This is a genomic window from Luteibacter sp. KNZ12-1A (assembly GCF_056755675.1).
The window spans coordinates 1-18,408 of sequence record NZ_JBPGXU010000048.1 but is presented as its reverse complement, the minus strand read 5'-3'; the positions used below and the strand labels follow the sequence as shown (position 1 = coordinate 18,408).

The following is an 18,408-nucleotide window of genomic DNA, read 5'->3' as shown; positions in this document are numbered from 1 at the left end:
ATGACCCGGCCATGCTCCGGGTGCGGATTCCGCACGATCAGGCCTTAGTGTTCGAAATTGACGAGGATCCCCTGCATGATCTGCGGCATGACAAACGCAGCGCGAGCCAACTCGGCATTCGAGATTCGCGGATTGCCTGCTACGGCGAGCAGCACCGCGTTCTGCGGCGCCGTGATGCCGAGCCGCACGGGTTCCGCGTCCAAGCGTTGCCGCAATCGATGTTGCGTGATCTTCAGGTTGTAACCGATCCAGCCGAACCTGCTTCTCGCTGTCCACAATCATGGTATTTTTCGCCAGCCATTCCGGCTCCAGGGTAACCGAGTCGCTGTCAGCGCTCAGCCTCTTACCGTCTTCGGTGTTGGGCTGGCCGTCGATTGGCTATCACGAGCCATTGGCGCAATTCATCATGGGGGGGGCGGCGGTTGTGCTTATTCGTTACAGGATTCCGCTTGAACCTCCGGCGGAGGTCCCTGATCACTGGATTGTCTCTTTTAGTGGCGGCGAGTGCCGCCTAATCGAAATCGACGGCAAGGTCGCATTTCTAGAAGTGACCTTGAAGGGGCAATCGCCCGAACTCGCTCCTAGCATCAGATTGCTACCAGAGGGTCCGTCTAAGGCGGAGATCCAAGATCGCGACCATCTTCTGCCTCTTGTGTTGAACAGACTGAAGTCGGCTCTAGCCTTCATCCAGTGCTTTTACTCAGTGGAACTTGCAGCATCACAGGTGGAGGCTTTTTACATCGGCGAGAACCCAAAGGAAGAAGCCGGGATCACTGTTAAGAGCATGAAGAAAGGGAAGCATAAGCAGCGCTGGCAGCTGCCCTTCAACATGTTGGCGCGCGCGCTGGCTGCGGCGGAAACGGAAGGCGGCCCGCAGTCTGAAGCGGCACTGATAGTTTCGGCGACTAAGTCGTTCGACCAGCTGCGCTTCATAGACTCGTTCCGATATTCGTTTCTTCTGATTGAAACCCTCTATGGAAATGGGCAATTCAGATCGAAGTTCCTTAAGGCAGCCTTCAAAACAAGCAAAGACCTTGTAACTATTATCGGTTATGCCGTCCAAGAGCTTGCTACGGCGGACGTGTCGCCCTTTGGGGGCGAAACCGCAAAACTGCTGAAGACCGGTCCCTCAACAGACGAAGTAATAGACCACCTTGTAGATAAACGTGGACTCCTGTTTCATGGCAACAGCCAGCGCAGGGATTCTTGGAAAGCACATGAACAGGCAGAGGCGGGCGGCCTAGCCTACCTTGCCATCTTCATTGCAAGGCGTTGCGCAACATCCGCCGCCAGCCCCATGTTTGAGCCATCCCTCGAAAAACGCTATTTCGATGAAGCTAATGCTGTAGGAGCAACAGTTGTGCTCGAAACAAAATTGCAGTTTGCTGACCACGACGACAACCTCCCACGCGAATTCGTGCTTAATTTGCGCATGCCAGGAACGAAGGTTACTTCCACCATGGCGCTAAAAGCCGCACAACAAAATCTTGCTCACTTTGAGCAGGCCTTCCCTCTAGCGACCCTGCTGACTGCGACGTGTTGCGTCAAGGCAACCGGCGAAAGGATCTTTGACATTACGTTCCATCAGCCAGATTCGCAGGCCCTATTATCAGCATCATGACTCATCTACCAGATGGGTACGCACTTCGGGAAGCCGGCACTATCTGACTTAACCCATACCAAGAAAGTCAATGACTTAGCGGCCATAGAGCTTTGACCCAGTCAAATTATCGGCTAGTTACTTCAAAATTTGGCGTAACCGACAAACCGGTGGGCCGGGCATGTCTCCGTCGTGTGCCGCCGTTGCCCCCTTCGATGAGCCCACGCCCGCCAGGCAAGCCGTACCTCCCTCGCACGAGCTACTATTTGTAGCGCCGAGGACAGATGCACATGGAACTGGTCGACCTACATCTCCGTGTAGGTCACCGTCTATCACGCTACGTCTTGAACTTAGAGGAGAGGATCGCCGTGAGCAGCTTCGAAGGGATGCGTTGGTTCAAATGCGACTTTCAGGTCCAGACTCCGGAGGACGCGGCGCATTGGAGTGACAACGACACTCGCCTACCCGAGCCGAGACGACCAATGCGGGCCCCCGCTCCGGACGCGGACGGCGTAATCGGCGCGGCAATGGCGGACGAAAACCGCATCCAGGAGGTCGCACGTATATATCTACGTCGGTGCCACTCGTTAAACCTGGAGCTTATCGGCGTTACAGACCACAATTTTTCACAGAAGACAGATATCCGCGACTGTTTTCTCACGCATCTTGTTGAGCAGAATAAATCGGTTGCAAGAGACCTCGGTAAAAAACCTCTACAAATTCTTCCCGGCTTCGAGGTTGATATCGGCTATCACGTGCTTTGCCTTTTTGAGCCCGCTACTAAGGCCAGCCACGTTTGGCGAGTGAATCGGCTGCTGTGCAAGCTAGGCCTTGATGAAAACGAGCGATTTATACAAGGACGGCCGATGCCACTGCGTCGGAATCAAGCCAACGTCAGCCTCAAGGAGTTGATCGAGATCGTTCAGGAACAGCACGGCGGTATTGTGATTGCTGCGCATTCCGACCAAAACGACGGGATACTTAGTGACCCGCGCCACTTAGCCGATTACAAAAATCAGAAGCTTCTCGCTATTGAGGTCACTGCTAATCCGCCAAACCGGCGGATCGTCGACATTGTCGAGGGCAGAGACCGGGCCTGGAGCCGCGCAGGTAGTCACCCTGCCTGCGTCATGTCCTCAGATGCGAAATCGCTCCGTACCGATGCTCTGGGCAATCCCGCCGCTAACTCGTTGGGCTATCGGCATAGCTGGCTCAAGATGTCCAAACCGTCCATTGAGGCTTTGAGGCAGGCGTTCTTAGACCCTCAGTCCCGAATACAGCTCGGAGGAGAACGACCCAGCGACAAGCTCACGCATCCCCGTATCTCCATGATTGAAGTGATGGGTGCGAAGTTCGTTGGTGACCAAAAGGTGTGCTTTTCAGAAAGCCTGAACTGCGTCATTGGCGGCCGCGGAAGTGGTAAGTCGTCATTACTTGAATACCTCCGCTTCGCTGTAGGCGACGAGTTCGCCGATGCGGAGACCGATGATGAAGATAGGGCCATCGGGCGGAAGCGGAGACTCCTTAAAGAGTCGCTTACCGCTGATGCAGAAATCCGCGTAACGTTCGAGGTAGGTAGCGGCGTGAGCGACACTCTCGTATATCGCCCAGGTCGGACCGACGGCCCTCCTCGCTGGCTCGACGGACGTGATGTCGCGGACCTAAAGACGGTCCTTCGGCAACTGCATATCCAGTTTTTCAGTCAGGGGGAGCTTAGTCGCATGACAAGCGGCGCAAGAGGGCAGACACAGGTACTGGCGCTTATTGACGTCGCTGTGGGTGCACCCCTTCTAGAGCTGAACGCTCAAGAGCAAGAGCTGCGGGGGCGATTAAGGTCACTCTTTCAGAGCACCCGGGACGCGACGCGCCTACAGAGAGAGGCTGATGAAGCGCAGCAGGAGGCCGTGGAGTTAGAGCGGCAACTGAGAGCCAGGGAGTCCGTGCAGCATGACGCGCATCTCAATCAGCTTGCATCTGAGGCACGGCGATACCTGACGCGCATGCGCGAATCACAAGCTCCAATCGTTGAGGCCGTCAATGCCGCGGTGCGCAGCTTGGCCCAACCCGCTGAGGCAGAGCCGAAACCCTCTGAGCAGTGGCCCAACGCAGAATGGTTTGTCTCCGCGTCCGATCAGCTTGTCAAGGCCCGGGCGGACCTCTCATCTGCCGTCAGCCAGGCTGTTGCAAGTTTTCAGCGAGCAGTGGACGTAGCCGTCGGACCCGATGCCGCAAAGCCCGCAGAGGACGCTATCGAGAATCTCCAGACCCGCTTTCGTGATGCGTGCAGGGAACGCGGCATTGACGAGAGCGACATAGCGCGAATGCAAGAACTTGAGGAGAAGCGACAAGCGAAACTCAGGACGCTCGACGACCGCCAGAAGCGCCTCATCGAGGTGAAGAAGGAGGCGGACAAATTCCCCGCGGTACTTACCGAGCTCCACGGTGTATGGAAGAAGCAGTTTGACGTCCGAACCCAAACCGCGGCCGATATACAAGCTTCCGTTGCGTCTCAGACCGTGCGCGTGCGCACGGCGTACTTAGCCGACGAAGTTTCCTTCAAGACCATTTGGTCTCGGCTCGCCCCGCCAGACGGGCGCGCCAAGTTGGCTAGAAAGTGGGATGAGCTCGGCAACGCACTCTTCCAGGTGTGGTGCGGCCGCACCGAGCCCTCTGTCTGGGAAACGATGGAGGCGCTTCGGGCCGATCCCACGCTATTCCCTACGCCAGTGGGAGCGGGGTTCGAGGATCTATATCAACCGCTGTTCCTACATCTCGATAGCGACAACGTGCGCCCCGTTTGGGAGGACGTGCGCCTCTCCCGGGTCAGCGATGGCGTTGACGTCCAATTACTTAGGGAGGATGGAAGCCTCGCAGGCTCCATGAGCGGAACGCTCTCCGAAGGACAGAGGAACACGGTTCTCTTGAACCTTATGCTAGCGAGAGGCGAGGGCCCCATCGTCATTGACCAGCCTGAGGACGAGCTCGATTCCAGCTTCATCTACCATACGCTGGTCCGGGATCTTCGCGCAGCAAAAGCGAAGAGGCAGTTGATCGTCGCCACTCACAATGCCAACCTACCTGTTAACGCTGACGCTGAGTTCATCTACGCGATCGAGGCACGCGAAGGACGCGGACAGGCCTTGTCGCAAGGCGGCTTGGACCGAAAGGTCGTTGCAGAGGCTGTTTTGGACATCATGGAGGGGTCGGAACAGGCATTCCGACGACGGAGTGAGAAATATCACTTCTGATTGGCTCGGGAGTGCTTCGTAACTCGCCATCGATCAAAAAATATCTGCAGAACGATGACTGAGGCAGCCGCCCTGCTTCGGTCATCGTTTAGCCGGCTACCGCACGTCCACTACGGCCAGTTGCTTCGATTTCACCTGATTCTAGGCAACCCAAGAGATCAGCCCAGCGTTGCAGAGCTTCTTTGCGTTCCTTAGCATTCGTGATAGTGGAAGATCCAGCGTGAGGCTCCGTCGTTCTTTCGATATCGGAGGTAAAGCCCATCACCGTCACCCCTGCCTTCGAAACGCTCCTCCCCGACCCGATCCAGTTGCGAATTGTGGCCTCAGCTAGCTTGGCCATTACACTCCTTGCTTGTACCCAAACAGCGCCGGTTTTGTACTTTAGGGTACCGCGATGGGAAGAACCCAAACGCCGCATGCCTTAGGATTCTATCGGGTACCCCTGGATGCAAAAAGGCCCGCATATGCGGACCCTTACTTCGAAGCATCCCGCCGGGAAGCCCTCGGGTAACTGCAGATATCACTCGATATTCTGAACCTGCTCGCGCATCTGCTCGATCAACACCTTGAGCTCCACGGCGGCGTTGGTCGTGCGCGAATCCACCGACTTCGACCCCAGCGTGTTCGCCTCACGGTTGAATTCCTGCATGAGGAAATCGAGCCGGCGTCCCACCGGCTCCTTCAGGGCCAGCACGCGGCGGGCTTCGGAGATGTGCGTGGCGAGGCGGTCGAGTTCTTCGTCCACGTCGATGCGGGTGATCTGCAAGACCAGTTCCTGCTCCAGGCGGCCCGGTTCGACCGGCTGGCGGATATCGGCGAGGCGGGTTTCGAGGCGGGCGCGCAAGGCCGCGCGGATCTCCGGAATCCACCCGCGCACGTCGCCGACGATCCTGTCGACGGCGTCCAGGCGTTCGCGCAGCATGTCGCCCAGCTTGGCGCCTTCGCGGCCGCGGGTATCGCCGAGGACGGCGAGCGCACGGTCGAGCACGTCGAGGAGCGCGCCCTGCAACGCGTCCGCATCGGTTTCCGGTTGCTGCAATACGCCGGGGAAGCGAAGCAACTCGGTGAACTCGACATGCATGCGCGGGAACCGCTGCTCCAGGTCCAGCGCCAGCTCGGACAGGCGCGACAACACCGAGCCGTTGATCCGCAGGCCTTCACCCGAGCCCGGTTCGGAACGCAGGCGGACGGTGACGTCGACCTTTCCGCGCGACAGCCGCGCGGCGATCCGCTCGCGCACGGCGCTCTCGAAACCACGCATCTCCTCGGGCAGGCGCGGGCTGATCTCGAGGTAACGGTGGTTGACCGTGCGCAGTTCGCAGGTCAGCGTGCCGGACGGGCCGGCGCCCTCGGCGGAGGCATACGCGGTCATGCTGCGGATCATCGGATTGCCTTCGCTCACGCGTGGAGGAAAGGGGGCAATGGTAAACTGACCCACCGTCCGTGCCCAAATCAGGCCTCACATGACCTTTTCCCGTCCGAGCGGCCGCACCGCCGACCAGTTGCGCGCCGTCAGCATCGAACGCCACTACACCCGCCACGCCGAGGGCTCCGTGCTGGTGTCCTTCGGCGACACGAAGGTGCTCTGCACCGCCTCCGTCGAGGAGCGCGTGCCACCGTGGCTGCGCGGCAAGGGCGAGGGCTGGGTCACCGCCGAGTACGGCATGCTGCCCCGCGCCACCACCGACCGCACCCAGCGTGAAGCCGCCCGGGGCGGTCAGGGTGGCCGCACGATGGAGATCCAGCGCCTGATCGGGCGCTCCCTGCGCGCCTGCGTGGATCGCGCCGCCCTCGGCGAGCGCGTGATCACGCTGGATTGCGACGTGATCCAGGCCGACGGCGGCACGCGCACGGCGGCCATCACCGGGGCCTACGTCGCCCTGGTGGACGCGGTGGCGACGCTGACCCGGCGCAACGCGATCAAGCGGAATCCCATCCTCGGCGCCATCGCCGCGGTATCGGTCGGCATCTACAACGGCGTGCCGGTACTCGACCTCGACTATGCCGAGGATTCCAACTGCGACACCGACATGAACGTCGTCATGAACGACGGCGGTGGCTTCATCGAGGTGCAAGGCACGGCCGAGGGCCATGCCTTCCGCCGCGAGGAAATGAACGTGCTGATGGATCTCGCCGCCAAGGGCATCGACGAACTGGTCGCCGCGCAGCGCGCCGCCCTCGAGGCCACCCCGTGACCGTGGTCCGCGCCGCCACCGCCACCGACCTGGAGACGATCCTCGCCGTGCACCGTGCCGCCTTCGGCCGCGACGCCGAGGCCGGCCTGGTCCGCCGCCTGGTGGCGGCCGGCCGCGACACGATCTCCCTGGTGGCGGTGGACGAAGGCGATGCCATCCTCGGCCACGTGCTGTTCTCGCCGGTGACCGTGGAGGAAGGCGACGACGGAAAGGCCCTCGGCCTCGCCCCGGTGGCCGTGCTGCCGGAACACCAGCGCCAGGGAGTGGGTCGCGCCCTCATCGAGGAAGGCATCGGCGCTTGCTTCGTGCGCGAGGCGCGCGCCATCTTCGTGCTCGGCTCGCCGGTCTATTACGCGGCGTTCGGTTTCAGCAAGGCGTCCAGCCATGGCCTGCACGACGCCTTCGAAGGCGGCAATGCCTTCCAGGTGCTGCCACTGACAGTCGATGGACTCGCCGGTTACCGCGGCCGCGTCGAATACGCTCCCGAATTCTCCGAAGGGCTCTGACCCGATGCGCATCGTCCTGGCTTCCGGCAACGCCGGCAAGGTGATCGAACTGGAACAGTTGCTGGCCGGCAGCGACGTGGAACTTGTGGCGCAGACGTCGCTCGGGGTCGACGATGCCGACGAGACCGGCCTCACCTTTGTCGAGAATGCCCTCATCAAGGCACGCCACGCGGCCCGCGCCACCGGCCTGCCCGCGCTGGCCGACGACTCCGGCATCTGCGTCGACGCGTTGAATGGCGCGCCGGGGCTCTATGCCGCGCGCTACGCGGGAACCCATGGCGACAGCGCCGCGAACAACGCGAAGCTCCTGCGCGAACTCGGCGGCGTGCCGCCGGAACGGCGCAGCGCCTATTTCATCGCCGTGCTCGTGCTGCTGCGCCATGCGGACGATCCCGCGCCGTTGATCGCCGAGGGTCGTTGGCATGGGCGCATCCTTGAAGCGCCGCGCGGCGAAGGTGGATTCGGCTACGACCCGCTGTTCCTCCCCGATGGCCACGACGTTTCGGCCGCGGAACTGGAGCCGGCGCGGAAGAACCGCCTGAGCCACCGCGGCCAGGCCCTGGCGTTGCTCAAGGCGCGTTTCGCCGAACTGGCATGAACCTGATCCCACCGCCGCTCTCGCTGTACGTGCACATGCCGTGGTGCGTGCGCAAATGCCCGTACTGCGACTTCAACTCGCATGGTGTACGCGGCACGCCCGCCTATGCGGATTATGTGGATGCCCTCCTGGCCGACCTCGACGCGGACCTGCGCGATTTCGGCACGGCCCTCGACGGACGCCGCATCGCCACCGTGTTTTTCGGCGGCGGCACGCCCAGCCTGTTCGCTCCGGAACTGGTCGGCCGTTTCCTCGATGGCGCACGCGAACGCCTGCCATTCGCGTCCGAAGCGGAGGTCACCCTGGAAACCAATCCGGGCACCGTGGAACACGGGCGCTTCGACGGTTACCTCGCGGCCGGCGTGAATCGCATCTCGTTCGGCGTGCAAAGCTTCGACAACGACAAGCTGCGCCGCCTGGGCCGTATCCACTCGGCCGGCGAAGCGGCCGACGCGGTTCGCCAGGCGCAGGATGCCGGCATCGGCAACATCAACATCGACTTGATGTACGCCCTGCCCGAACAGACCCTGGACGGTGCGATCGACGACGTCGATCGCGCCGTCGCGCTGGGGCCGACGCATGTCTCTCACTACCAGCTCACCCTGGAACCGAACACCGCGTTCGCCGCCAACCCGCCGCCACTGCCCGACGACGACGACGCGTGGGCGATCCAGGAAGCTTGCGAGGCCCGGCTCGGTGAAGCGGGATACGGGCAATACGAGGTGTCGGCATATGCCCTGCCGGGGCGGCGCTGCGCGCACAACCTGAACTACTGGCGTTTCGGCGATTACCTGGGCATCGGCGCCGGCGCGCACGGGAAGATCAGCGACGCGAACGGCGTGCGCCGTCGCTGGAAAACCCGGCTGCCCGCGGCCTACCTCGCCAGCGCCGGCCAGCCCGCCCGCATCGGCGGCGATAACCTCGTCGCCCTCGACGACCTGCCGTTCGAATACATGCTCAACGCGTTGCGGCTGATCGACGGGGTTCCGATGGCGGATTTCGCCGAGCGAACCGGCCTGTCGCAGGCCGTCATAGCCCCCGCCCTGGCGACCTGCGTGGCGAAGGGCTGGCTGGTCCACGATGACGCGACACTGAGGACAACCGCCCTGGGCCAGCGCTTTCTGAACGACGTGATCGAAGCGTTCATGGCCTGACCGCCCCGCGGCCTAGTCCAATCGCCCTAAGCCATAAGCGGGCCGTCGATGCGCTGGCGCCTGCATGGGATGGACTCCTAAACTCGCAGGCAAGGTCGGGGAGGACCTCTCGAATGACTGCAGGTACGCAACCGCCGTACGGCCGGACGGGACCGCATCCCGTCGCCCTGTCGCCGCGTGCGGAACGCGAAGCGCAGCAGGGGCTTTCGCTGTGCCTGACCTGGCTGGACATGCCCTTGCGCGACTCGCTGCGCGATTTCGACCAGCGCCTGTTCGCCGCCGCGGAAAGCAGCCGCAACCATCTCGAACAACAGGCCTGCTTCGAAAGCCGGACTATCGTCGAACGCGATGGCCCGGGCTTCAGGAACCGGTTCGCCGCGCATCTGTCCGAGCGCTTCCGCCGGCTCGGCGACATGAGCGAACAGAAGGCTTCCACCGCGGGCGAACACCTGACGCTCAGCCTGGTCGATCCCGAGGAGCAGGAACAGGCCGACGCGCTGGCGAGCATGGCGGCGCGCGGCGAAGCGCGCAGCGCCAGCAGCCTGTTCGAACTCGGCTACCGGCTCGCGGTATTGGCCGGCACGCCTCCATTGGAGGGCGAGGCCCTGCCCGCCGGTCCACGGGCGCTCATCGCCGCGCTGAAGGACGCTGTCATGCCGATGCCCTTGTCGATCGCGCACAGGCTGCTCCTGTTCCACGCGGTGGATGCGCGCGTGCTCGGCCACGGCGAGGCCTTCTACGGCGCACTCAACGAACATTTCCGCACGCGCGGCATCTTGCCGGGCTTCCGCGTCTACCCGAACGTGCGTGTCACCCCGGCGCCCGCCACCGACCGCCGTGCGAACGCCACCGAGCCAGGCACCGGCGGCCCGCCGCCCGATGCGGGCGCCGCCACGCTCGTCGAAGGCCATATCGGTGTACTGGAGGGCCTGCGCAGCCTGCTCGCCCGGCGCATGGAAACCGGACGCGGCGCGGGTTTCGCACCGGGCCGGCTGGCGTCGGACGACGAGTTGCAGACCGCCCTGCTCGCCCTGCAGGGCCATGTCGTCGACGTCACCGACGCGGCGCAACGCGAGATCCGCAGCGCGCAGGCGCTGCGCGACGAATTGATCCATCAGTTGAACCGCGCGCGTCCGGCCGGTTCACCACCCGCCGAACTCACCCTCGAGCAAGGCGACACCGTCGAACTCACCGCGCGCCTGTTCCAGAGCCTGGGCCAGCAGCTCGGCGCGGCAAGCCCCGGTCACGCCGTCCTCGGCGGCCTGCAGTGGCCCATGTTGCGCGCGGCGGTGAACGATCGCGGTTTCTTCGACCAGCCCGAGCACCCCGCGCGCCAGTTGCTCGATACCGTGAGCGAGGCGGCGCACCACTGGCTCGACCCGGCCGAAGGCGAACCGGACGCGGCACTGGTCCACCGCCTCGAACGACTGGTCGTGGAAGCCAGCCACGCCCAGGTGATCGACCCCGCATGGCGGGCCGACATCGAGCAACAGATCGCCCTGTTGTCGCGCAAGGCGCATGTCGCCGAGCGACGCCAGATCGAAGCCATGGAAGGACGCGACCGGCTGGAACGGGCACGCCAGCGCGCCACCGACATCATGGCCGAACGCATGGTCCGCGGCGCCGCACCGCGGGGCGTACTGCGCATCCTGCTCGAACGCACATGGGCCGACGTGCTCGCCCTGCATATCCTGCGAGGCGGCGAGAACGGCGAGGCCTTCCTCTATTGCCTGGGCGTCACCGATCAGTTGCTCGGCCGGCGGCCCATTCCCGACGCGCGCAAGCTGCGCCAGGACGTGGAGCGCGGGCTGGAGCACCTGGGCATGCATCCCTCTGAAGCCGCCCAGGTCGCGGCCGGCCTGTTCGATGGCCCCGCGCGGCATGGCGACGATAGCCTGACACCCACGGATGTCGCCGTGCGGCTCAAGCAGCGTCCACGCCTGGGCGAAGGCACCGCGCACGGCGAGCCCGCGGGCCCCGTGCGGCCGACCCCGCTCGATCCGGCCGCGCGCGCCGTGTACGACGGCCTCGCCAGCCTGCGTTTCGGCACCTGGTTCGAGTTCGTCCAGGCCGACGGCGGCATCGCCTTGCGCAAGCTCGCGTGGTTCTCCCCGACCACCGGCCGCTGCCTGTTCGTGAACCAGCGCGGTGGCCGCGGCGAGGACATGGATCTCACCCGCCTCGCCCGGCTGATCGCGAAGGGTGACGCGCGCGAATGGAAGGAACAGAAGATGTCCATCGTCGACCGCGCATGGCAGGCGGTGGCACGCAACCTCCGCCGCGAAGGCGCAGGCGATACACGCCAGGCGGGCCGCGCATGAAATCCGGATTCGAACAACGCCGCGCGCCGCGCAAGCGGGCCAGCTCGCCGATGCCGGTGATCGACGTCATGAGCGAAGGCGTGGTCGGTCAGCTCGGCAACCTCTCGGCCACCGGCCTGATGCTGCTCGTCGGCCATGCGCCGCGCAGTGGCGTGGTGCAACAGGTGGTCTTCACCCTTCCCGATGCCCAACATCGCGAACACAGGGTCGAAATCGGCATCCAGGAGCAGTGGCACGAACCGGCCGCGTCTGCGGGACAGTACTGGGCCGGATACCGTATCGTCGCGGCGAGTGAAGACGACGTGCGCGCCATCGACGAATGGATCGGACCACCCGCGGACTGAACGGAAGGCTCTCCCATGCTTTACGACGCCCCACATGGAGGACCACCATCGCTTCTCATGAGCGATGCCACCACCATCCTGGTCGACACCGACCTCGAGCGAGACGACGCCGCGGCGGCCGCGACCAGCCTGTACCTGCACCTCGTCGGGGACGGCACCATTTCACCCCTGCCCACCGGCGACGAGGAAACGCGGTTCCGCGTGCTCGACGAGCGGCTCGTGGCCGACACCGGGATCCGGGCCATCGGCCTGCATGCCAGCGGACACCGCTGGCGCGAGGACGGCAACGGCGGCGCGCGGATGGTGGACGGCGGCCGCGAGAACGGGATCTTCTGCCGCTACGACGGCGGCTTCGTCATCCGCTGTCCCGAATGCCGGGAGACACTGGCCCCCGGCGACGAGGGTAGCGAAGCCCTGGAGGAAGCACTCGCGGTATGGTGCGACGCGCCCGATTCCGCCTATGTGGCCTGTCCTTCCTGCGCCACATGGACGCCCCTGCACCTGTGGCGGTCGCCCGCCAACGATTTCGCCGTGGGCCACTTCGCCATCACCTTGTACGGCGCGCACCTCAAGGGCCTCACCCGCGACGGCGACGAACATGCCGCCACCGCGTTGCGACAGCGCCTGGGCGATATCGCCGGCGACTACACCGTGGTGTTCGCCAAGGCCTGAATGGCATTCCGGGGTTGGCGATGGGCCGGCGGAGGCGCACCATTGCGGTTTGCCCCACGCCCCCGGAGACTCCCGATGAACGATGCGCTGGCCGCGCTTTATCCGCAGCACCTCGCCACCTTGCGCGAGCGCACCGATACCGCGCTGGCGCGCGGCGGTTTCGACCACCTGGTGGTACCGGCCGGCCGCCCCATCACCAAATTCCTGGACGACCAGGATTACCCGTTCGTCACCAACCCCCATTTCAAGCACTGGCTGCCGCTGACCGACGCCCCCGGAAGCTGGCTGGTCTACACGCCCGGCGAGAAGCCGAAGCTCGTGTTCCTCCAGCCACGCGATTACTGGCACGTCGTGCCCGAGGCACCCTCCGGCTACTGGGTCGATCATTTCGACATCGTCGTGGTGCGCAAGCCCGCGGACGCCATCGCCGAGCTTCCGGCCGCCCTCTCGCGTTGCGCCATCATCGGCGACCAGTTCTGCAACCTGCAGGACGTGTGCGCGAACAACCCGGCCGCGGTGATCGACCACCTGCACTACCACCGTGCGTACAAGACGCCGTACGAACTCGAGCTGATGCGCGAAGCCAGCCGGCGCGGCACGCGCGGTCACCGCGCCGCCGAGCGAGCCTTCCGTGACGGCGAAAGCGAACTGGGCATCCACCTCGCCTACCTCACCGCCGTGGGCCAGATCGATGCCGAACTGCCCTACGCCAGCATCGTCGGGCTCAACGAGCACGGCGCGGTGCTGCATTACACGAACTTCGACCGCAAGGCGCCGGCCGAAAGCCGCTCCTTCCTGATCGACGCAGGCGCCAGCGCCGCGGGTTACGCCAGCGACATCACGCGCACGTACGCGGGCGCGCACGCGAGCGAATTCCAGGCCCTGATCGATTCGGTCGACGCCGCCGAGCAATCGTTCGTGGCCAAGGTGCGTGCGGGCCAGAGCTATCCGGAGCTGCATGTGCACGCCCATCACGTGCTGGCCGGCGTGCTGCGCGAGCACGGCTTCATCCGCATGAGCGCGGAAAGCGCCGTCGAATCGGGAGTCTCGGCCGCGTTCTTCCCCCACGGCCTCGGCCATGGCATCGGCTTGCAAGTGCACGACGTGGCGGGATTCCAGGCATCCGAGACCGGCGGAACGATCGCCAAGCCGGAGGGGCATCCGTACCTGCGCCTCACCCGGAAACTCGAGCCCGGCATGGTGGTGACGATCGAGCCCGGCCTCTACTTCATCGACATGCTGCTGGCCGAACTCAAGAACAAGCCGTTCGCGGCGGATATCGACTGGGTGAAGGTGGAGGCGTTCCGCAAGTACGGCGGCATCCGGATCGAAGACGACGTGGTCTGCACGGCGGATGCGCCGGAGAACCTGACCAGGGACGCGTTCGTGCTTCAGACCTTCAGGTAGATCCCACGCCGATCCATCCAGCGCACCACCAGCCACCACACGGTGACGAAGACGACACCCCAGGCGGCCGACGGCACATACGGCCCGAACAAGGGCGTCATCCACGACGCGAAGGCATGGCGGTACAACGGGGCCGCCATGCCCAACGCGATCAGCAGGTACACCATCAGGCCCGAGCCGGCATACGCGGCGATCGCGTTGAGGCCGAAGGCACGGCCGGGCAGGCGCCAGCCGCGGCGATCGACCAGTTCGTGGACGACCGCCAGCAACGCGAACGACCAACCACCCGTCCACAGAACGTAGCTTGGCGTCCACAGGTTCTTGTTGAACGGCCACAGCCCCTGCGCCAGCCATCCCAGGACAAGGCACGCGACCGCCGCCGCTGCCAGCTTCCTTGTATCGCCCGCGCGTAACCAGGCACCCGCACGCATGCCGAGCAAGGTCGTCGCCACGGACGGCAGCGTCGCCAGGAGTCCTTCCGGGTCGTGCCCACGGCCGGTGGCCGGATCCGTCGCATAGACGAATGCCCCGAACACCGTCGAGTCCAGCCGGCTGGCGAGGTTCGTCCACGGCGCCATGCCGCCGGCCAGCAGCACCACCCCATAAACGGCAAGAAGAGCGACGAACAGGACATCGCGCGTGCGTGGCCGCGTGTGCACCGCGAGCAGGGCCGCCGCCGCGAAGCAGATCCCGATCCGCTGCAGCACGCCCGGAAGGCGAAGGTGTGCCTCGGGGATCGCAAGCCAGGCCACGAGGTTCAGCAGCAAGCCCAGCCCGACGATGCGCAGCGCTCGGCGCATGGCCGCCTGCCGAATAAGCGCCTTCGCGGCACCGGCCTCGATCCGGGGCACGATGGCCAGCGACACCGACGTCCCCACGATGAAAAGAAACAGCGGAAAAACAAGATCGGTCGGCGTACAGCCGTTCCATGCGGCATGTTCCAGCGGCCACCAGACATGGCCCCAGTCGCCGGGATCGTTGACCAGCAGCATGGCCGCCACGGTCATTCCGCGCAGCACGTCCACTGAGGCGTAACGCACTTTACTCTCGGCCATGGAGGGATATGCTGCGGCAAAAGGGGGAAGTGGAAGGATACGCGGTCAGCCGGTTGCGACAATCGGCCACCGGCCGCGCGGGGCATGCCCGGCTTACGATGCCGTGCAGATGTTCGCAGGAACGAGGGAGTCGCACCGATGGTTGTCGACAGTCCACCCAGGCGCCGCCGATGGCGTGACAAGCCACTGCGAAAGCTCGTCTTCGAGCTTTCCGTGATCGTCGTCGCCAAGCTCGCCGTGCTCATGCTCATCTGGTACGTGGCCATCCGGCCCTTGCCCCGCGCGGACGTCTCGCCCGCCGGTATCGGCCGGGTGCTCGCGCCCGCTTCCGCCTCCACCCAGGGAATCAAGCCATGATCGTCGACCCCGATGTCGTCGGCCTGTCACGCCTGCAATTCGCATTGACGGCGCTCTACCACTTCCTCTTCGTTCCCCTCACGCTGGGCCTCGCCTTCATGCTCGCCATCATGGAAAGCGTGTACGTGATGACGCGGCGCGAGATATGGAAGCGCATGACCCAGTTCTGGGGCGTGCTGTTCGGCATCAATTTCGCCATGGGCGTCGCCACGGGCGTCACCATGGAATTCCAGTTCGGCACCAACTGGGCGTACTACTCGCACTACGTGGGCGACATCTTCGGCGCGCCGCTGGCGATCGAAGGCATGATGGCCTTCTTCCTCGAAGGCACCCTGGTCGGCCTGTTCTTCTTCGGCTGGGATCGCATCTCGCCCGTCAAGCACATGCTGGTGACCTGGTTCCTCGCGCTCGCCACCAGCCTCTCGGCGTTGTGGATCCTCATCGCCAACGCCTGGATGCAAAACCCCGTCGGCGCGGCGTTCAACGCGCAGACGATGCGCATGGAAGTCACCTCGTTCAGTGAAGTGATCTTCAACCCCGTGGCGCAGTCCAAGTTCGTCCATACCGTGAGCGCCGGCTACACGATGGGCGCGATGTTCGTGCTCTCGATCAGCGCCTGGTACCTGTTGCGCGGGCGCAACATCGAGTTCGCCAAGCGCTCGATGACGGTCGCCGCGAGCTTCGGCCTCGCCGCATCCTTGTCGGTGGTGGTGCTCGGCGACGAGTCCGGATACACCGTGTCCGAAAACCAGAAGATGAAGATGGCGGCCATCGAGGCCATGTGGGAGACGGAGCCCGCGCCGGCCTCCTTCACGCTGTTCGGCCTGCCCGACGTCAAGACCCACGAAACGCATGCGGCCATCCGTATTCCCTGGGTGATGGGCCTGATGGGTACGCGGTCCCTGGACGAACCGATCATCGGCATCGCAAGCCTGGTGGACGATGCGAAGCTGCGCATCGCCGACGGCATCAAGGCGTACGATGCGATGCTCGTCCTGCGCGAGAACAAGGACGATGCGCAGGCCCGGGCGATCCTCGCCGCGCATGACAAGGACATGGGTTACGCCCTGCTGCTCAAGCGCTTCATCGACGATCCGCGAAAGGCCACCCCGGCCGATATCCAGAAGGCCGCCGACAGCACGATCCCGAACGTCCCCGTGCTGTTCTGGTCGTTCCGCATCATGGTGGCCTGCGGGCTCTACTTCATCGCGTTGTTCGCCTATGCGTTCTGGCGTGCCAGCAAGCGCCGCCTCGACGGACGTGGCTTCCTCCGCGCCGCGTTGTGGAGCCTTCCGCTGCCATGGGTCGCCGCGGAGCTGGGCTGGATCGTCGCGGAATATGGCCGCCAGCCGTGGGCGATCGAAGGCGTGCTGCCGACGGCACTGGGGGCTTCGTCACTCACCGCGGGGCAGGTCTGGATCTCGCTCGGCGGCTTCGTGCTCTTCTATACCGCCCTCGCAGTCATCGATGGCTACCTGATGGTGAAGTTCGCCCGCAAGGGCCCCGATGGTCTCGGCATGTGGCCGAAGCAAGCGGACACCCTCCCCGTTACCGCGCAGACGGCCTGAAGGAGAACCTCATGTTCGACTACGACACCCTGCGTATCATCTGGTGGGCGCTCATCGGCGTCCTCCTGATCGGTTTCGCGATCATGGACGGCTTCGACTTCGGCGTGGCGGCACTGTTGCGCGTGCTCGGCAAGGACGAGCACGAGCGCACCGTGCTACTGGAAACCATCGAGCCCACCTGGGAAGGCAACCAGGTATGGTTCATCCTGGGTGGTGGCGCGGTATTCGCCGCGTGGCCGCTGCTGTACGCGGCATCGTTCTCCGGCCTGTATGTCGCCATGTTCGTGCTGCTCGTGGCCTTCATCATCCGGCCGGTCGGCTTCAACTTCCGCGAGAAGATGCCCGATCCACGCTGGAAGGCCGTATGGGACTACAGCCTGATCGCCTCCGGCGTCATCGTGATGCTGGTGTGCGGCGTGGCCTTCGGCAACCTCTTCCTGGGGCTGCCCTTCCGCTACGACGGCGACCTGCGCATGTCGTGGGAAGGCGGGTTCTTCGGCCTCTTCCGTCCGTTCGCGCTGCTTTCCGGGCTGGTCAGCCTCAGCATGCTGCTGGCGCACGGTGCGAGCTGGGCGGCGATGAAGGCCGACCACGTCATCGCGGAACGTGCGGCGAAGATCGCGCGCATCGCCTCGCTCGTTTATCTCGTCCTCTTCGTGCTGGCCGGCGTGTGGCTCGCCTACGGCATTCCCGGGTACGCGATCTCCGGACCGGTGGTGGCGGGCGGGCTGTCCAATCCGCTGGCGAAGCAGGTGGCGGTAGGCGCGTCGTGGTTCACCGGGTACATGACCCATCCCGCGTTCTGGGCCGCGCCGGTACTCGCCTTCGCCGGTGCGCTCGGCGTGCAGCTGTACGTGGGCCGACGCGGCTTCGGCGGCTTCTTCTCCAGCTGCCTCGCCGTTGCCGGCACGATCCTTTCGGCGGGGCTCGCGCTGTTCCCTTTCCTGATGCCGTCGTCGCTGGACCCCGCGTCGAGCCTTACCGTGTGGGATGCCTCGTCCAGTCGCGGCACGTTGCTGATCATGCTCGGCGTCACCGTGGTGTTCATTCCGATCATCCTGCTCTACACGGGCTGGGTCTATCGCGTGATGCGCGGCCGCGTCACCCTCGAACACGTGCGCAAGTCGCACGACCTGTACTGAAGGAGCAACGCCATGTGGTATTTCGCCTGGATTCTCGGCCTGGGGTTGGCCTGCACCTTCGGCATCCTCAACGCGGTGTGGTTCGAGGTGCACTCGGACGACGAGGCGAGCCGTGCGCGTGAGCCGATGTCGAAGCGCGAGGGGACTTGAGGCAGGGCATCGCCGACAGGGTCGGCTCCCACCAGGAGCCGCCTTTTCTTCCTGATGAGAGAGACCCTGCCTGGCCCGGTGGGAGCCGACC

General features: G+C 64.5%; 17 protein-coding genes. 14 read left to right on the top strand and 3 right to left on the bottom strand.

Annotation, left to right across the window (positions count from 1 at the left end):
• Positions 1–44: 44 nt before the first annotated feature.
• Complete coding sequence (locus tag ACR9ZJ_RS11320; RefSeq protein WP_481287805.1) at positions 45–188, bottom strand: hypothetical protein; 144 nt, start codon at positions 186–188, stop codon at positions 45–47.
• Positions 189–280: 92 nt separating this feature from the next.
• On the opposite strand from ACR9ZJ_RS11320, the gene ACR9ZJ_RS11315 reads away from it, so the two are divergent.
• The gene (locus ACR9ZJ_RS11315) at positions 281–1,621 is read left to right on the top strand and encodes a hypothetical protein (protein ID WP_481287804.1); all 1,341 of its coding nucleotides are present in this window, start codon (positions 281–283) and stop codon (positions 1,619–1,621) included.
• 347 nt (positions 1,622–1,968) lie between these two features.
• Positions 1,969–4,848 (top strand): TrlF family AAA-like ATPase, encoded by a 2,880-nt coding sequence (locus tag ACR9ZJ_RS11310; RefSeq protein WP_481287803.1) that lies wholly within the window; start codon positions 1,969–1,971, stop codon positions 4,846–4,848.
• A gap of 520 nt (positions 4,849–5,368) precedes the next feature.
• On the opposite strand, the gene ACR9ZJ_RS11305 is transcribed toward ACR9ZJ_RS11310, so the two are convergent.
• The gene (locus ACR9ZJ_RS11305; RefSeq protein WP_481282463.1) at positions 5,369–6,232 is read right to left on the bottom strand and encodes a YicC/YloC family endoribonuclease; all 864 of its coding nucleotides are present in this window, start codon (positions 6,230–6,232) and stop codon (positions 5,369–5,371) included.
• A 79-nt stretch (positions 6,233–6,311) separates the two neighbouring features.
• Here ACR9ZJ_RS11305 and rph point away from each other — a divergent pair, with 79 nt between their 5' ends.
• From rph to pepQ, 8 genes are all read left to right on the top strand, one after another.
• Positions 6,312–7,043, top strand: a complete 732-nt coding sequence (gene rph, locus ACR9ZJ_RS11300; RefSeq protein WP_481282462.1) for a ribonuclease PH — start codon at positions 6,312–6,314, stop codon at positions 7,041–7,043.
• Entirely contained in the window at positions 7,040–7,549 is a 510-nt protein-coding gene (locus tag ACR9ZJ_RS11295; protein ID WP_481282461.1) for a GNAT family N-acetyltransferase, read from the top strand. The genes rph and ACR9ZJ_RS11295 overlap by 4 nt, the downstream gene beginning before the upstream one ends.
• Positions 7,550–7,553: 4 nt before the next feature.
• Positions 7,554–8,147 (top strand): RdgB/HAM1 family non-canonical purine NTP pyrophosphatase, encoded by a 594-nt coding sequence (gene rdgB, locus ACR9ZJ_RS11290; protein WP_426285728.1) that lies wholly within the window; start codon positions 7,554–7,556, stop codon positions 8,145–8,147.
• Positions 8,144–9,301: a radical SAM family heme chaperone HemW gene (gene hemW / locus ACR9ZJ_RS11285; RefSeq protein WP_481287802.1), complete on the top strand. Its 1,158-nt coding sequence runs from the start codon at positions 8,144–8,146 to the stop codon at positions 9,299–9,301. The genes rdgB and hemW overlap by 4 nt, the downstream gene beginning before the upstream one ends.
• A 113-nt stretch (positions 9,302–9,414) precedes the next feature.
• On the top strand, positions 9,415–11,622 hold the full coding sequence (locus ACR9ZJ_RS11280) for a DUF1631 family protein (protein ID WP_481287801.1): 2,208 nt from the start codon (positions 9,415–9,417) through the stop codon (positions 11,620–11,622).
• Positions 11,619–11,966 (top strand): PilZ domain-containing protein, encoded by a 348-nt coding sequence (locus ACR9ZJ_RS11275; RefSeq protein ID WP_481282457.1) that lies wholly within the window; start codon positions 11,619–11,621, stop codon positions 11,964–11,966. The genes ACR9ZJ_RS11280 and ACR9ZJ_RS11275 overlap by 4 nt, the downstream gene beginning before the upstream one ends.
• A 57-nt stretch (positions 11,967–12,023) precedes the next feature.
• Positions 12,024–12,638, top strand: a complete 615-nt coding sequence (locus ACR9ZJ_RS11270; RefSeq protein ID WP_481287800.1) for a hypothetical protein — start codon at positions 12,024–12,026, stop codon at positions 12,636–12,638.
• A 75-nt stretch (positions 12,639–12,713) separates the two neighbouring features.
• Positions 12,714–14,045 carry a Xaa-Pro dipeptidase gene (gene pepQ, locus ACR9ZJ_RS11265; protein ID WP_481287799.1) on the top strand — a complete coding sequence of 444 codons (1,332 nt, stop codon included), beginning with the start codon at positions 12,714–12,716 and terminating at the stop codon, positions 14,043–14,045.
• On the opposite strand, the gene ACR9ZJ_RS11260 is transcribed toward pepQ, so the two are convergent.
• A complete protein-coding gene (locus ACR9ZJ_RS11260; RefSeq protein WP_481282454.1) occupies positions 14,030–15,100 on the bottom strand; it encodes an acyltransferase family protein in 1,071 nt (356 codons plus the stop codon). The two genes, pepQ and ACR9ZJ_RS11260, sit on opposite strands and share 16 nt — an antisense overlap.
• 138 nt (positions 15,101–15,238) lie before the next feature.
• Between ACR9ZJ_RS11260 and cydP the strand changes: the two genes are divergently transcribed.
• The 4 genes from cydP to cydX are packed head-to-tail and all read left to right on the top strand — an operon-like array spanning position 15,239 to position 18,317.
• The gene (gene cydP / locus ACR9ZJ_RS11255) at positions 15,239–15,457 is read left to right on the top strand and encodes a cytochrome oxidase putative small subunit CydP (RefSeq protein WP_481282453.1); all 219 of its coding nucleotides are present in this window, start codon (positions 15,239–15,241) and stop codon (positions 15,455–15,457) included.
• Positions 15,457–17,025, top strand: a complete 1,569-nt coding sequence (locus tag ACR9ZJ_RS11250; RefSeq protein ID WP_481287810.1) for a cytochrome ubiquinol oxidase subunit I — start codon at positions 15,457–15,459, stop codon at positions 17,023–17,025. Before cydP ends, ACR9ZJ_RS11250 begins: the two co-directional genes overlap by 1 nt.
• An 11-nt stretch (positions 17,026–17,036) precedes the next feature.
• Positions 17,037–18,167, top strand: a complete 1,131-nt coding sequence (cydB, locus tag ACR9ZJ_RS11245; RefSeq protein WP_481282452.1) for a cytochrome d ubiquinol oxidase subunit II — start codon at positions 17,037–17,039, stop codon at positions 18,165–18,167.
• A 12-nt stretch (positions 18,168–18,179) separates the two neighbouring features.
• Entirely contained in the window at positions 18,180–18,317 is a 138-nt protein-coding gene (cydX, locus tag ACR9ZJ_RS11240; RefSeq protein ID WP_481282451.1) for a cytochrome bd-I oxidase subunit CydX, read from the top strand.
• Positions 18,318–18,408: the final 91 nt, after the last annotated feature.

Bases quoted from the DNA above. Each gene is read 5' to 3' on its own strand.
- ACR9ZJ_RS11315 (WP_481287804.1), top strand. From the start codon at position 281: ATGGTATTTTTCGCCAGCCATTCCGGCTCCAGGGTAACCGAGTCGCTG.
- ACR9ZJ_RS11305 (WP_481282463.1), bottom strand. From the start codon at position 6,232: ATGATCCGCAGCATGACCGCGTATGCCTCCGCCGAGGGCGCCGGCCCG.
- rph (WP_481282462.1), top strand. From the start codon at position 6,312: ATGACCTTTTCCCGTCCGAGCGGCCGCACCGCCGACCAGTTGCGCGCC.
- rdgB (WP_426285728.1), top strand. From the start codon at position 7,554: ATGCGCATCGTCCTGGCTTCCGGCAACGCCGGCAAGGTGATCGAACTG.
- hemW (WP_481287802.1), top strand. From the start codon at position 8,144: ATGAACCTGATCCCACCGCCGCTCTCGCTGTACGTGCACATGCCGTGG.
- ACR9ZJ_RS11280 (WP_481287801.1), top strand. From the start codon at position 9,415: ATGACTGCAGGTACGCAACCGCCGTACGGCCGGACGGGACCGCATCCC.
- ACR9ZJ_RS11275 (WP_481282457.1), top strand. From the start codon at position 11,619: ATGAAATCCGGATTCGAACAACGCCGCGCGCCGCGCAAGCGGGCCAGC.
- ACR9ZJ_RS11270 (WP_481287800.1), top strand. From the start codon at position 12,024: ATGAGCGATGCCACCACCATCCTGGTCGACACCGACCTCGAGCGAGAC.
- pepQ (WP_481287799.1), top strand. From the start codon at position 12,714: ATGAACGATGCGCTGGCCGCGCTTTATCCGCAGCACCTCGCCACCTTG.
- ACR9ZJ_RS11260 (WP_481282454.1), bottom strand. From the start codon at position 15,100: ATGGCCGAGAGTAAAGTGCGTTACGCCTCAGTGGACGTGCTGCGCGGA.
- cydP (WP_481282453.1), top strand. From the start codon at position 15,239: ATGGTTGTCGACAGTCCACCCAGGCGCCGCCGATGGCGTGACAAGCCA.
- cydB (WP_481282452.1), top strand. From the start codon at position 17,037: ATGTTCGACTACGACACCCTGCGTATCATCTGGTGGGCGCTCATCGGC.
- cydX (WP_481282451.1), top strand. From the start codon at position 18,180: ATGTGGTATTTCGCCTGGATTCTCGGCCTGGGGTTGGCCTGCACCTTC.